This window comes from Nocardia sp. NPDC051787 (assembly GCF_040681325.1).
In the GTDB taxonomy this organism is placed as follows: Bacteria; Actinomycetota; Actinomycetes; order Mycobacteriales; family Mycobacteriaceae; genus Nocardia.
Genome location: NZ_JBFAYO010000019.1, coordinates 93,671 through 106,397, shown reverse-complemented (window position 1 = coordinate 106,397; position 12,727 = coordinate 93,671). Strand labels below are relative to the sequence as shown.

General features: G+C 68.2%; 15 protein-coding genes. 7 read left to right on the top strand and 8 right to left on the bottom strand.

The genetic code is table 11. The features are described 5' to 3' along the window. Positions 1-161: 161 nt before the first annotated feature. Both AB0M45_RS21460 and AB0M45_RS21455 read right to left on the bottom strand, forming a co-directional pair. A complete protein-coding gene (locus tag AB0M45_RS21460) occupies positions 162-1,214 on the bottom strand; it encodes a Gfo/Idh/MocA family oxidoreductase (RefSeq protein WP_364331753.1) in 1,053 nt (350 codons plus the stop codon). Between the two features lie 219 nt (positions 1,215-1,433). Further along, complete coding sequence (locus tag AB0M45_RS21455) at positions 1,434-1,799, bottom strand: helix-turn-helix domain-containing protein (RefSeq protein ID WP_364331750.1); 366 nt, start codon at positions 1,797-1,799, stop codon at positions 1,434-1,436. 58 nt (positions 1,800-1,857) lie between these two features. On the opposite strand from AB0M45_RS21455, the gene AB0M45_RS21450 reads away from it, so the two are divergent. Next, positions 1,858-2,439, top strand: a complete 582-nt coding sequence (locus AB0M45_RS21450) for a carboxymuconolactone decarboxylase family protein (protein WP_364331747.1) — start codon at positions 1,858-1,860, stop codon at positions 2,437-2,439. Between the two features lie 19 nt (positions 2,440-2,458). On the opposite strand, the gene AB0M45_RS21445 is transcribed toward AB0M45_RS21450, so the two are convergent. Both AB0M45_RS21445 and AB0M45_RS21440 read right to left on the bottom strand, forming a co-directional pair. After that, complete coding sequence (locus AB0M45_RS21445; RefSeq protein ID WP_364331744.1) at positions 2,459-3,136, bottom strand: response regulator; 678 nt, start codon at positions 3,134-3,136, stop codon at positions 2,459-2,461. Next, complete coding sequence (locus AB0M45_RS21440) at positions 3,118-4,806, bottom strand: sensor histidine kinase (RefSeq protein ID WP_364331740.1); 1,689 nt, start codon at positions 4,804-4,806, stop codon at positions 3,118-3,120. Before AB0M45_RS21440 ends, AB0M45_RS21445 begins: the two co-directional genes overlap by 19 nt. Before the next feature lie 258 nt (positions 4,807-5,064). Here AB0M45_RS21440 and AB0M45_RS21435 point away from each other — a divergent pair, with 258 nt between their 5' ends. Then, positions 5,065-5,433, top strand: a complete 369-nt coding sequence (locus AB0M45_RS21435; RefSeq protein WP_364331737.1) for a hypothetical protein — start codon at positions 5,065-5,067, stop codon at positions 5,431-5,433. Between the two features lie 208 nt (positions 5,434-5,641). Here the strand turns inward: AB0M45_RS21435 and AB0M45_RS21430 are convergent, their stop codons facing one another. Then, on the bottom strand, positions 5,642-6,214 hold the full coding sequence (locus AB0M45_RS21430; protein WP_364331734.1) for a hypothetical protein: 573 nt from the start codon (positions 6,212-6,214) through the stop codon (positions 5,642-5,644). A 217-nt stretch (positions 6,215-6,431) separates the two neighbouring features. Here AB0M45_RS21430 and AB0M45_RS21425 point away from each other — a divergent pair, with 217 nt between their 5' ends. From AB0M45_RS21425 to AB0M45_RS21415, 3 genes are read left to right on the top strand one after another with little or no spacing between them, the layout of a single operon-like run. Next, the gene (locus AB0M45_RS21425) at positions 6,432-7,238 is read left to right on the top strand and encodes an ABC transporter ATP-binding protein (protein WP_067466630.1); all 807 of its coding nucleotides are present in this window, start codon (positions 6,432-6,434) and stop codon (positions 7,236-7,238) included. Continuing rightward, positions 7,228-8,115, top strand: a complete 888-nt coding sequence (locus tag AB0M45_RS21420) for an ABC transporter permease (RefSeq protein WP_364331730.1) — start codon at positions 7,228-7,230, stop codon at positions 8,113-8,115. Before AB0M45_RS21425 ends, AB0M45_RS21420 begins: the two co-directional genes overlap by 11 nt. Positions 8,116-8,117: 2 nt before the next feature. Continuing rightward, on the top strand, positions 8,118-9,170 hold the full coding sequence (locus tag AB0M45_RS21415) for an ABC transporter substrate-binding protein (RefSeq protein WP_364331726.1): 1,053 nt from the start codon (positions 8,118-8,120) through the stop codon (positions 9,168-9,170). 82 nt (positions 9,171-9,252) lie between these two features. On the opposite strand, the gene AB0M45_RS21410 is transcribed toward AB0M45_RS21415, so the two are convergent. Continuing rightward, positions 9,253-9,627 (bottom strand): PIN domain-containing protein, encoded by a 375-nt coding sequence (locus tag AB0M45_RS21410; RefSeq protein WP_364331723.1) that lies wholly within the window; start codon positions 9,625-9,627, stop codon positions 9,253-9,255. Further along, positions 9,624-9,881: a hypothetical protein gene (locus AB0M45_RS21405; protein ID WP_364331720.1), complete on the bottom strand. Its 258-nt coding sequence runs from the start codon at positions 9,879-9,881 to the stop codon at positions 9,624-9,626. The genes AB0M45_RS21410 and AB0M45_RS21405 overlap by 4 nt, the downstream gene beginning before the upstream one ends. 209 nt (positions 9,882-10,090) lie before the next feature. Between AB0M45_RS21405 and AB0M45_RS21400 the strand changes: the two genes are divergently transcribed. After that, a complete protein-coding gene (locus tag AB0M45_RS21400; RefSeq protein WP_364331717.1) occupies positions 10,091-11,035 on the top strand; it encodes a helix-turn-helix domain-containing protein in 945 nt (314 codons plus the stop codon). Positions 11,036-11,064: 29 nt separating this feature from the next. Continuing rightward, complete coding sequence (locus AB0M45_RS21395; protein WP_364331714.1) at positions 11,065-11,799, top strand: HD domain-containing protein; 735 nt, start codon at positions 11,065-11,067, stop codon at positions 11,797-11,799. Positions 11,800-11,946: 147 nt separating this feature from the next. On the opposite strand, the gene AB0M45_RS21390 is transcribed toward AB0M45_RS21395, so the two are convergent. Then, the gene (locus AB0M45_RS21390; RefSeq protein WP_364331711.1) at positions 11,947-12,681 is read right to left on the bottom strand and encodes a siderophore-interacting protein; all 735 of its coding nucleotides are present in this window, start codon (positions 12,679-12,681) and stop codon (positions 11,947-11,949) included. Positions 12,682-12,727 lie beyond the last annotated feature (46 nt).

Below are 12,727 nucleotides of genomic sequence, written 5' to 3'. Positions count from 1 at the left end.
CCCGGGGATCGACGTTATCGGCTCCCGGCGGGGGTTGCCAGCCTTGGTCGGGCGGTGACGGTCACACCTGCGGCAGCTGTGCCTTCGCCAGAAGACGGACGGCGGTGTCGGGCGGATCGACCGGAACGGATGCGCCGACGAGTACGGGCCGCCCGGCCTGGTCAGGCGGTGACGGTCACACCCGCGACGGCCGACTCGCGCGCCTTCGCCAGCAGGCGCACGGCGGTGACAGCGTCGCGCGGGTCCACCGGAACCGGCGCGCCGTCGAGTACGGCGGCGGCCATCGCGGAGTAGAACGCGGGGTAGTCGCCCGGCGCTGTCGGTAGCGGCGTGAAGTCCGGTTCGGCGCCCAGGACGCCCCAGCGCTCGGGTTCGACAGTGCCCCATGGCAATCCGTCGTCGGGGCGGCGACCGGACCGCAGCGCGTCTTCCTGTGGGTCGAGCCCGTAGGTGAGGTAACCGGCTTCGGCGCCGAGTACCCGGAAACGCGGGCCGAGTTGCGGGGCAACGGCATTCATCCAGAGCTGGGACCGGACGCCGTTGCTGTGGGTGAGTGCGACGAACGCGTCGTCGTTGGTGGTGATCGCCTCGCGCCGCCGGTCGAGTTCGCAGTACACCGAGCGAACCGGGCCGAACAGCGTCACGGCCTGGTCCACCAAGTGGCTGCCGAGGTCGATGAGAATGCCCGCGCCCTCCTCGTCGGAGCCGATCTCCCGCCAGCCGCCTTTCGGGACCGGACGCCAGCGCTCGAACCGCGACTCGAAACGGCGCACTCGGCCCAGCTTTCCGGTCCGCACGAGTTCCCATACGGTACGGAAGTCGCCGTCCCAGCGCCGGTTCTGGAAGACCGACAGGGCGAGCCCGGACCGCTCCGCTCGGGCCACGAGGTCTTCGGCGTCGGCCACCGACACCGCGAACGGCTTGTCCACCACCACCGGCAATCCGGCGTCGAGCGCCAGGCGGGCCAGAGGCGCGTGTGTGCGGTTGGGCGTCGCGATCACGGCCAGATCGATCCCGGCCGATGCGGCGAACAGCTCCTCCGCGTGCGAGACCACGCGCACGCCCGGGTGCTCATGGCGCGCGTGCTCCGCCCGTTCCGGCGACGAGGTGACCACCGCCGCTACCCGCATGCGAGGCTCGGCGGCGATCAGCGGAGCGTGGAACACCGACCCGGCCAAGCCATAGCCCACGATGGCGACCTCGAGGAAACTCATACCGTGACGCTACCGTCGCCGGATAAACGTCGCGGCCGTCCCGCCGACGCCGCCCCTTGGCGCCGGCACGGAGCGGATCGAGGGCTCGGACAGCGTCCGACGGCCTGGTGACGGCCCTGCTGCTGGCCGAGAACGGCATCGAGGTGCCCGTGGTCCCGGTCGAGCAGTCGCGGCGGTCGCGGGCGGCATCGTAGGGACGGCTTCTCGGGTGCTGGAAGCTCAGCTCGACTCGGCTCCAGGATCGTCGGTCCAGCGCTGTACCCACACCTGTAGCGGGGCGAGTGCGGCGACCAGGTCCACGCCGTCGCCGCTGAGGTGGTACCCGTCTTTCCCCGCGACGACGATGTGTGCCGCACGCAATTCACGCAGCCGATCGTTGAGCACGCTGGCTGACACGCCATCGCACCGCGCCTGCAGCTCGCGGAAGGTGACCGCGCGCCCGTCCCACAGTTCCCACAGCATCCGCAGCGCCCACCGCCTGCCGAGCAGATCCAGCAGCACCATGATCGGGCGCCCAGAGCGCGATCCGCGCACGGGTGAGCCGACCACGGGTACCTTGTCTGCTTCGGATTCCGAAGCTACCATCGCCACCATCCTTGCTCTGATTTCCGAAGCAAGGATACCTACGTCGAGAGGCTTGACCATGGCAGCGAAACAAACCAGCCCGCGCATCGCACCGCTGAGCCCGCCGTATGCACCCGGCATCGAGGAACAGCTGCGCAAATGGATGCCGCCCGGCGCCGCGGTCGAGCCATTGGGGCTGTTCCGCACCCTCGCGATCCACGAGGAACTCTTCGCGCGGATGCGTCCACTCGGCGCGGGCATCCTCGGTCACGGTCGCGTCCCGCCGCGCGACCGCGAGATCGTGATCCATCGCGCCTGCGCCAGGGCGGGCGCGGAGTACGAGTGGGGTATACACGCCGCCGTCCAAGCGCCCCAGGTCGGTTTGACTGTCGAGCAGACCGACGCGGCGGCGGCGGGAACCGCCGATGACCCGGTGTGGTCGCCGCAGGACGCCGTGCTCGTGCGGCTCGCCGACGAACTGCACGACACTGCGGACATCTCTGATGACCTGTGGCCGGAACTCACCGCCCGGTACCGCGATGATCAGATCCTCGAACTCGTCACCATCGCGGGCTGGTATCGACTGCTCAGCTGCGTGCTCAACGCCGCGCGAACGCCGCACGAGCCGTGGGCGCGGCGATTGCCCGTCCGCACCGCGTGAGCGGGGGCAGGCCATTCGCTCAGCGCTGAGCCGCCGCCGAGTACTCCTGTTCCGGCCTTCCGGTGCTGCCGTAGCGCAGGCCCATGCGCACGGCGCCGCTCGAGACGAGGGCGGCGAGGTAGCGTTGGGCGGTGGCGCGGGAGACGCCGATGGCGGCGGCCACCTCACCAGCGGATTGGGGCACACCTGCATCGCGAATGCATTGCAGGACCAGCTCTTTCGTGGGGGATGGCGCCACCGCGCCCGGCTGGGTCGCGGCGGCGGCGACGGGGCGTAGCGCATGGAGCGCGGCGGATACCCGGGTGTTGTCGACCTGCGGTGTGGCGAGGATGTGCCGGTAGCGGGCGTAGGCGGCCAGTCGGGCAGCCAGTTCGGTGTGCGGGAACGGTTTGACGAGGTAGGCCAGCGCGCCGGCCGCGACAGCCGCCCGCACCGTGTCGCTTTCGGTGGACGCGGTGAGAATCATCGCGTCGCAGCGGAGTTCCCGGACGAAATCGACGCCGGAGCCATCGGGAAGGTAGATGTCGACCAGTGCGAGATCGATCGGTTCGGCCGCGATGACCTTGCGTGCGGCGGCGAGGGTGTTGGCGGTGCCCGCCGCGGTGAAGCCGGCGATGGATTCGACTATTCCGGCGTGCAGATTCGCCACACGGAAGTCGTCGTCGACGACGAGGACGGTCAAATCTGCTGCGGCCATGGCACCTCGCTGTCGACGAGCACTCCGGGTATGCGTGCGATGAATTCGGCGCCGGTGAGCGGTGGCCTGCCGCCGCGGGGACTGGACAGGCGCACGTCGCCGCCGTGGGCGCGCGCGATCTGGCGGATCAGGGCCAAGCCGACGCCGCGCCCGCCGGGCACACCGTGGCCGTCGTGGGTGGAGACCCCCTCGGTGAACAGCGTGTCGACCAGCTCGGGCGCGACTCCGTCGCCGCTGTCGGCGACCGCGATGTGCAATGTCGAATCCTCCTGCACCAGTTCGACTTCCACTTGACGCATCGGGCGGGCGGTAGCGCGGACGGCCTCCATCGCGTTGTCGAGCAGGTTGCCCAGCACCGTCGTCACGTCCACCGGATCGGCGAGGCTGCCCTCGACCCATGTGTTGGCTCCGAGCACGAGCTCGACGCCGTTCTCCCGGGCGTGTGCGGCCTTGGCGGCCAGGAATGCTTGCAAATAGGCGTCATGGATGGCGTCGATACCGGGTGTCGCCGGGCCGAGCGGGCCCGCGCCGACCAGCTCGTCGATCGATCGCGACGCCTCCTCGACTCGCCCGCTGTGCAGCAGTCCGCTGATCAGATGCATCTTGTTGGAGAATTCGTGGCGCTGCGCGCGCAGCACCGTGCTCATCGACTGCACGGCGTCCAATTGCCTGGTCAGCGACTCCACGTCGGTGCGGTCGCGTACGGTCAGCACCGCACCGAGGTCGCGTCCTTCGCGGCTGACCCGCCGCGCCGAGACGATCACGACATGCGAATCGACCGTCGCCGACGCGGGCTGTTCGTCCACCCGGCGAAATGTCTCCAGCACCCTGGGTGTCAACCCGATCTCGTCCACGGGCCGCCCGATATCCGGCGCGATGCCGAGCAGTCTTCGTGCCTCGTCGTTGACGAAGGTCGTCCGCCACGCCGCGTCGACGGCAAGCACGCCGCCGCCGATGCCGTGCAGCACGGCGGCCTGGCCGCGGACCAGTTCCGCCAGTTCGTCCGGCTCCAGCCCGAGTGTCAGCCCGCGCCACCGCCGGGCGAGCACGACCGAGCCAGCGATGCCGACCAGCAGCGCCGCGCCGACCAGCACGCCCGCGGTGCGCAGATCGTCCAGCAGTTGCTCGTGCACCGCGTCGGTGGAGATGCCGACGCTCACCGCGCCGACCACGTGCTCGGAATCGGGGGCGCGGACTGGGACTTTCGCGCGCACCGAGTCGCCGAGCGTGCCGCGTGCCTCGGTGATCGTCTCGCGTCCGGCGAGCGCTTCGGACGGGTCGGTGCTGACGTGCTCGGCGAGCCGGTCGGGGTCCGGATGCGCGAGGCGGATGCCGGCATCGTCGACGATCACCACGAACAACGCATCATTACGGAGGGTCGCGTCCACTGCCAGCCGCTCCAGGGGACCCGGCAGGAGCTCCTGGTATGTAGCGGGATCGTCGGTGATCGCCCCGGGTGCGTACCGAGCCACCTCGCGGCGCACCACCGGGTCGGCGGCGATGGTGCGGGCGATGGCCAGTGCGCGCTGTCCGTAAGTGTCACGCAGCCGCTGATCGCTGAGATAGCCGAACACTGCGAACGCGACGCCGAGGGTCAGCGTGACGACCACGATCTGCAACAGCAGAACTTGTGTCCTCAACCGCACGGCCCGCGAGCCCTCAGTGGCCATAGCCGCAGCATAGACCACCCGTGCAAGCGTGAGCAGAATGCGCGAAAGCTGCGAATCCCGCGTTTGTGCCGATTGTGCGCACAAACTCTACGTTGTGACGCAGAACACGTACGGTCGGGTTATCCCGATCTCGAGAAGTGAGCAACGACGCAATCACCGATCGAGCCGCGAAGCGCAACGAAGCACTTCTCCGGGGCCGAAAAGAATACTCGCTCTTCATCATCCACTATTGATCCGAGATGCACCATGAGCAGCACCATGAGCAAGGGAAAAAGCAACACGGGGGATGTCGAGTGGTCCGTTGACACGAGGGTCCGGCCGCTGGTTTACGGCTACCTTCGCTTGGACTTGCTGGAGGGTTCGGAAGTCGCCGCGTGTCATGCCCAGCTGGAGGCGTTCGCCAGGCAGCACGGCTATGAGTTCGCGGCGGTGTTCCACGAGTCGTCACCGCAGACCTGGTCGGTTCCGCACGCGTTCGCCGAACTCGTGCACGCGTGCCGCCGCTCGGGAACGCATGTGGTCGTCACGCTCGCCGGCCATCTGTCCGGGATGGCGATGTCGCGCATTTGCCTGCTGGATTTCCTCGCGGCCCGCGGCAATGCGCACCTGATGGAATTGCCGGCATGACACATCGAAGTGTTTGTCGGTCCCTGGCCAACCCCCACGGCGGCGGTTCCGGGATCGACGATGACCGGCACGATGGAATGCCTCTTGGAGCAGGAATTCGCGGACGATGAAGGAAGTGGAGAGATACGGATACCGGGTGCACTACCGCAATGTCGATGGGGACGCATATCAGTCCCAGTGCATCCGGGCCGGGAACCTACCCCGCGCGTTATATCTCGCCAATCAACTGACCGGCCGAACCGACGTATACCGGGTCGACATCATCGAGACCCATGAGACGAAATGGATCCAGGCGTGAAGGTGTGATGGCGGCTGGCCGGGCCGCGGTCGGCATCTTGGCCTCGGTCGGCGGCGCGGTGAAAACGGAGGTGTTGCCGCGATGTCGCTCATGCCGAACATCAGGCGCCGGAAGTTCTCCGGTTCGAACGCCGCGTCCACCGGACAACCGAAGTCGACGGCCCGGTGCCGCTGCGGTCTCCCCGGTGCCGCGCGGGTCGAAGACCATTGCATTCACGCCGACGCCCAGCGCGAACGTGACGAACATCGGGTGCAAGCCCATCTTCCAGGTGTCGAGCCCGCCGCTGGCCAGCAGCACCGGCGCATGGGCAAGCTCACCGGCCGCGGACAGTCCGAAGGCCCAGCCGCCCGGCCCGTCTGCCCACATCGCGGCGATCCGCGCCCATGCGGCATCGAGATCCGCGGCGGGCACGCCGAGATTGATGAACTGCGGACGCCGAGCGCCGAACAGTGCCTCGAACTCCACGGTGAACTCGTAACCCATGTAGTGACCGGTCAGGCCCGGCCCGGCGGTCCGCCGGCAAAGCGGACGTCCGTCTGCCGGTTGCGATTCCGGCTGCGCCACGGTGGTCTATCGCGGGTGAGCAGAATGCGCAAAACCTGCGAATCCCGTGTTTCCGGCGGTTGTGCGCACAACCTCGGCGCTGTGACGCGGGACACGTACCGTCGCCGTATCCCGATCTCGCAGGAGTAGGAAAGCAATGACGCAATCACTCATCGAGCTGCGGAGCGCGACCAAGCGCTTCCCCGGCACCGGCGGCGGCATCCACACCGCCGTGCGGAATTTGAACCTCGAGGTGCGGCCCGGCGAATTCGTCGCCGTCGTCGGCCCGACCGGATGTGGGAAATCCACCACGCTCTCGCTGGTATCCGGCTTGGAACCGGCGTCGGCTGGGCGGACGCTGGTGCGAGGCAGGGATGTCCACGGGATCCCGGACGGGATCGGCTACATGTTCCAGCAGGATGCCGTCCTGCCGTGGAAGAGCGTCCTGGACAACGTTGCGCTCGGCCCGCGCCTGCGCGGCGCGTCGAAAGCCGAGGCGCGCGAGAAGGCGTCGGCATGGGTGCGCAAGGTCGGCTTGGCCGGGTTCGAGCGCTACTACCCGCACCAGCTTTCCGGCGGTATGCGCAAGCGCGTCGCGCTGGCGCAGACGCTGGTCAACGAGCCGGAGATCCTGCTGATGGACGAGCCGTTCAGCGCGCTGGACGTGCAGACCCGCCAGCTCATGCAGGACGAGCTGCTGCGGGTCTGGGCGGGCACCAACGCGGCGGTCATCTTCGTCACCCACGATCTGGAGGAGGCGATCGTGCTGGCCGACCGGGTGGTCGTCATGACCGCGAGCCCGGCCACCGTCTGCGGTGACTTCACCGTCGGGCTGGAGCGGCCGCGCAGCGTGGAGGACGTGCGGCTGACTGTCGAGTTCCGCGACATCTACAAGGAAATTTGGGAAACGCTGCGCGATGAGGTCGAGGCAGCCCGGGCGAAGGGAGCCTCCCGTGTCGCATGACGTACTGGTCAAGGACGCCGTCGCAACGCCGGTGGTGGAGAACGAGACCGAAGAGCAGATCCTGGCCCGGGTGCGCACCAACGCCCGCCGCGCCCGCCTGCGCACCTGGGGGCTGCGCGCCTTGCTGGTCGCACTGTGGCTGGGGGCGTGGGAGCTCACCGCGACGGTCTGGATCGACCCGTTCTTCTACTCCAAGCCTTCGCTGATCTGGGCGCGGCTGGTCGAGTGGTTCACCGAGGGAACGCAGTTCGGCTCGATCTGGCTGCAGATCTACACCACGGTGCAGGAGGCCGTGCTCGGCTTCGCGATCGGCACGGTGGCCGGTGTAGTGCTCGGCGTGCTGCTCGGCCGTAGCCGGTACTGGGCGGAGGTGCTCGCGCCGTTCATCAAGGCGCTCAACGCGGTTCCGCGTATCGTGCTCGCCTCGCTGTTCATCATCTGGTTCGGCCTCGGGCTGAGTTCCAAGGTGGCGACCGTGGTGGTGCTGGTGTTCTTCGCGGTGTTCTTCAACGCGTTCACCGGGGCGCGCGAGGTGGACGGCAACGTGATCAACAACGCCCGCATCCTCGGCGCGAGCCGCAGGCAGGTGCTGGTGTCGATCGTGCTGCCGAGCGCGACCACCTGGATTCTGTCCAGCCTGCACACCGCCTTCGGCTTCGCCCTGATCGGCGCGGTGGTCGGCGAATACGCCGGTGCGAGTAAAGGTTTGGGTCTGCTGATCAGCAATGCGCAGGGCACCTTCGACTCGGCGGGCATCTACGCGGGCATGATCATCATCACGGTGATCGCGCTGATCGCGGAGTGGGGGATCGGCATGGCGGAGAACCGGTTGCTGAAATGGCGGCCGTCCCAGGCGAACTCCAACCACGGGATCTGATCATGAAGCATCGCAAGCATTGGGCGCTCGTCGTCGTCGCGATCGCGGCACTGCTGCTGACCACCGGATGCCGGGACTCCCGCACCATTCCGATGGCCAATGGCCGCCCGCAGATCACGATCATGGTCGGCGGGCTGGAAAAGGTGATCTATCTGCCCGCCATGCTCACCCAGCAGCTGGGTTTCTTCAAGAGCAACGACATCGACGTGAAGCTGCTCGGCGAGCAGTCCGGCGCCACCGCGGAAACCGCGCTGCTCAGCGGCGACGTGCAAGGTGTGGTCGGGTTCTACGACCACACCATCGACCTGCAGGCCAAGGACCAGTGCATCCGCTCGGTGGTGCAGATGTCGGACGTGCCGGGCGAGGTCGAACTGGTGTCGAAGGCCGACGCGGCCACCATCACATCGGTCGCCGACCTGCGCGGCAGAAATCTGGGCGTCACCTCACTCGGTTCCTCGACCGACTTCCTGACCCAGGCGCTCACCGGCAAGGAGGGCATGACCACCGCGGACTACACGCGGGTGAAAGTCGGTGCGGGCCAGACCTTCATCGCGGGCATGAACCACGACGGCATCGACGCGGGCATGACCACCGACCCGACGGTGGCGCAGATGGTGAACTCCGGCGAGGCGCGGATCCTGGTCGACATGCGCACCGAGGCGGGGACGAGGGCCGCCCTGGGCGGACTGTATCCGGCGACGTCGCTGTACATGAGCTGCGCGACCGTCGACGCGCACCCGGAGATCGTGCAGAAGCTCGCCACCGCGTTCGTGCAGACGCTGCAATGGATCAAGACGCACACGCCGGAGGAGATCGCGGCGAAGATGCCGCCGCAGTACGCGAGCGCGGGCAAGGACCTGTACGTCCAGTCGATCCGCGACTCGATCGGCATGTTCAACAGTGACGGGTTGATGAAACCGGAAGGCGCGCAGAACGTGCTGGACATCCTCGGCAAGTACTCGAAGAACGTGCGTCCCGTGCGCGATCGCATCAACTTGTCGGAGACCTACACCACGCAATTCGTGGAGGAGGCGTTGCGCGCGCCACGACAGTAGCGCGCCGCAGTGAAACCGATGGCCGGGCGGCTGTGATCCAGTCCGCCCGGCCATCGGCTTGACAGTTGCGCCGTGCTCCCTGCTAGACCACCACCAGCCGGACTGCAGGATCGAGTGCGGTCAACTCGTCCGGGTCGGAGGTGACGACACGATCGGCCCGGAGGGTGCGGGCGGTCACGATCACGTGAGCGTCGACCACGTCGGCGGTGCTGGTCGCGGCGAGCACTGTGCCGACAGCCACGGCGGCGGACTCATCGAGTGCGGCGACGGTCACCGTATCGGTTTTCAGCAACCGCCGAATCGGATGCTGACGGGGATCGTTGCGCCACCCCTGCGCCAGCACCGTTGCGGGAACGATGATCCGCGTTTTCCGGCGGGCGGCTTCCTCGAGCAGTCCGACGGCGCGCGGCTTGCCTTTCTCGAGTCCGATCAAAGCGCCGGTGTCGAGCACGATCACGCGGCACCGCCGAGGGCGTCGGTCTGCTCGGCGTCGATCTCATCGAACACGCTGGCGGCCCATTCGCGATCGGCGTCGGTGACGCTTGCCTCGGCCGCGAGTTCGGCCAGGATTTCGGAGGCTGCGGCCCAATCGGGTTCGCGGCGGGCGAGATCAGCGAACCACGCGGACACCGAGGAGGCGTTGCCGGATTCGACAGCGCGGGCGGCCTTGTCGGCGATCTCGTCGGGAATGCTGATCGTGATCTTCTTCATAAGGCCAGTCTACCAGGGTGGTATTACCGAGTCATACCGTCTGTGGTGTCGTGCAACCGAGAAAGTTCGCATCCAGACCTGTACCACGGGCGCAGCGCCTCCAGTGGCGACGTAGGCCGGGGGTGCGTGGACTCGATGGCGTTCAGCAGGTCCGAATCTGTGGGGCACGTGTCCTTGCCGACATGGCCTGCTGGCTCGAGACTGGGCTCATGCAGGCGAGTGGTGACGTTGTCGTCGCGGTGTCGGACGGTGTGCTGATGCTCGATGTCGCCGGGCCGGTGCAGGTGCTGCACTGGGCTGGGCACCGGGTGCGGTTCGCCTCGCCGGACGGTGCGGCCGTGCGCACCGACGTGGGAGTGCCGCTGGGTGTCGACGGTGCGCTCAGCGAATTGGGCGGACCGATCGAGACGCTGTTGGTGCCGGGATACGCGCCCGAAGATCGGGTTCCGGACGCACTCGTGGACGCGGTGCGCGCGGTCGGCGGCGCCGCTCGCCGCGTGGCATCGGTGTGCACCGGGGCGTTGGTGCTCGCGGAAGCGGGACTGCTCGACGGTCGGCGCGCCACCACGCACTGGTTGGCGTGTACCGAACTGGCCCAGCGGTTTCCGCGCGTCCAAGTCGACGCCGACGCCATCTATGTCCGGGACGGGCCGATCATCACGTCGGCGGGCGTCACCGCGGGCATCGACATGGCCCTGGCGCTCGTCGAGGAGCAGCACGGTGCCGAACTCGCGCGCAACCTGGCCAAGCACCTCGTCGTATTCCTGCATCGGCCGGGTGGGCAGTCGCAGTTCAGCGTGCGCACCAGCATCCCGGCTCCGCGCACCGGCGGTGTGCGCCAGGTGGTGGACGCGGTGGTCGCCGACCTGTGCGCGGACCACAGCCTGGCGGCGATGGCGGCCCGCGCCGCGTTGAGCGAGCGCCACCTGAGCCGGCTGTTCCAGCGGGAAATCGGTATGACGCCGGGGCGCTATGTCAAACAGGCCCGGCTCGAGGCCGCGCAGGCGCTGCTCGAATCCGGTGACGAGCCGATGGCGGTGGTCGCCCGCCGCTGCGGGTTCGGCTCCGAGGAGACGATGCGCCGCACTTTCGTCGAATTGCTCGGTACCTCGCCGAGCGACTACCGCAGGCGCTTCCGCGCGTCCGCGCGCTGATCGCACCATCACTCACCAGGGAGTCGACCATGTCGATGTCACGTCGCGCCGCGCTGGGCGCGGGCGTTGCCGCAGGCGCTTACGTCGTTGCCGCGAAACCGGCCACAGCGCAAGCACTTTCGCTGAGCCTTCCGCTGACCGAATTGGCTGGCAAGGTGGGCGATCTGATCGCCACCCACCTTGCGCCGTTCCTGCGCAACCACAGCGTGCGCGGCTTCCTGTTCGGACGCGCCATCGCCGAACGGCAGGGCCTGCGGCCCGGTGCCGACTACGACGAGGAAACCATGTACCTCATCTGCGCACTGCACGACCTCGGTTTGGCCGAGATCGCGAACGGAGACCAGAAATTCGAGGTCGATGGCGCCGACTATGCCGCGCGATTCCTCGAGGACAACGGCGTCACCGATGCCAGGGTGGACACGATCTGGGACGCGATCGCCGCGCACACTGCGGGTTTCACCGACTCGCCGGTGTGGCGCCGCCGCCGGCCGCCGGAGACCTGGATCGCGGTGGAGGGCATCGGTCTCGACGTCGGTGGCGCGCCGACCGACCTGCCGCCCGGCTTCGCCGACTTGGTGCACGCCGCGTACCCGCGAGTGGGCGGCAGCCGCGCACTCGGTGACGCGATCGAAGCGCAAGCCCTGGCGAAGCCACAGAAAGCGCTACCCGGAAGCTTGGCCGGTGTTCTCCTGCAACAGCGTCACCCCGATCTGCCATCTCTGACCTGGGAGGGGATCTTGGAGCAGAGCAGTTGGGGCGACTGATCACATCGTGCCTGCGGCGAGTGGCACACGGTGGAGAGGTCTACTCGCGTTTTGCCGCGACCGTGTGCCACTCACGGGGGAGAGCGCCGGTGCGGACTGTGCGACACCGTTGTTACGGTGCGTCCACGAACGCCCACCGGTGGTGGTTCAGCTGCTGGCTGCTGCCGCCTCGGCCGCGTTGAGTTCGGCCTTCCATTCCCGGAAGCCTTCCTCGGTGCGGCCGCGGCGCCAGTAGCCGGAAATCGACGCGGCCCACTCGGCGGACACGCCGCGCTCCCGGCGTATGTAGCGGCGCAGGTCATGCATGACCGCCTTCGCCTCGCCGTGGATGAACACCTGGACCTGTCCCGGCGCCCACGGCGCCTGGCGGACAGTCTCGGCGAGCAGCTCGCCCGGCGGGCGGACGCCGCGGTACAGCCAGGTCAGCTCGACGCCATCCGGCTTCTTCAGCGGAAGCTCGTCGTCCGGCCCGGCGACCTCGACGAACGCGAGCCCGGTCGCATCCCCCGGCATCGCCTCCAGCGCGGCCGCGATCGCGGGCAGCGCCGCCTCGTCACCGGCCAGCAAGTGCCAGTCGGCGTCCGGGCGGGGCGAGTACGCGCCGCCGGGACCCTGCAGTTCGATGGTTTCGCCCGGCTGGACCGCGGCCGCCCACGGTCCCGCGATTCCTTCCGCGCCGTGGAAGACGAAATCCAGGGCGATCTCCTCGGCGATCGGGTCCACCGAGCGGACGGTGTAGGTGCGCAATACTTCGATCCCGTCGCGCGGGAAGATGAACTTCACATACGAGTCGGTGTACTCGCTGGGCCGGAATGCGGCGAAGCCCGGGCCGCCGAGATGAACCCGGATCAGATGCGGGGTCAGCCACTCGGTGCGTTGCACAGTGAGGGTGGTGCGAGGGCGGGCCAAGGGAACCTCCGATACGAAA

Excerpts from the sequence above, each read along its gene's own strand:
- AB0M45_RS21400 (WP_364331717.1), top strand. The coding sequence starts at position 10,091 with ATGCAGGCGAGTGGTGACGTTGTCGTCGCGGTGTCGGACGGTGTGCTG.
- AB0M45_RS21445 (WP_364331744.1), bottom strand. The coding sequence starts at position 3,136 with ATGGCCGCAGCAGATTTGACCGTCCTCGTCGTCGACGACGACTTCCGT.
- AB0M45_RS21415 (WP_364331726.1), top strand. The coding sequence starts at position 8,118 with ATGAAGCATCGCAAGCATTGGGCGCTCGTCGTCGTCGCGATCGCGGCA.
- AB0M45_RS21435 (WP_364331737.1), top strand. The coding sequence starts at position 5,065 with ATGAGCAAGGGAAAAAGCAACACGGGGGATGTCGAGTGGTCCGTTGAC.
- AB0M45_RS21430 (WP_364331734.1), bottom strand. The coding sequence starts at position 6,214 with ATGGGTTACGAGTTCACCGTGGAGTTCGAGGCACTGTTCGGCGCTCGG.
- AB0M45_RS21460 (WP_364331753.1), bottom strand. The coding sequence starts at position 1,214 with ATGAGTTTCCTCGAGGTCGCCATCGTGGGCTATGGCTTGGCCGGGTCG.
- AB0M45_RS21425 (WP_067466630.1), top strand. The coding sequence starts at position 6,432 with ATGACGCAATCACTCATCGAGCTGCGGAGCGCGACCAAGCGCTTCCCC.
- AB0M45_RS21455 (WP_364331750.1), bottom strand. The coding sequence starts at position 1,799 with ATGGTAGCTTCGGAATCCGAAGCAGACAAGGTACCCGTGGTCGGCTCA.
- AB0M45_RS21405 (WP_364331720.1), bottom strand. The coding sequence starts at position 9,881 with ATGAAGAAGATCACGATCAGCATTCCCGACGAGATCGCCGACAAGGCC.
- AB0M45_RS21450 (WP_364331747.1), top strand. The coding sequence starts at position 1,858 with ATGGCAGCGAAACAAACCAGCCCGCGCATCGCACCGCTGAGCCCGCCG.
- AB0M45_RS21395 (WP_364331714.1), top strand. The coding sequence starts at position 11,065 with ATGTCGATGTCACGTCGCGCCGCGCTGGGCGCGGGCGTTGCCGCAGGC.
- AB0M45_RS21440 (WP_364331740.1), bottom strand. The coding sequence starts at position 4,806 with ATGGCCACTGAGGGCTCGCGGGCCGTGCGGTTGAGGACACAAGTTCTG.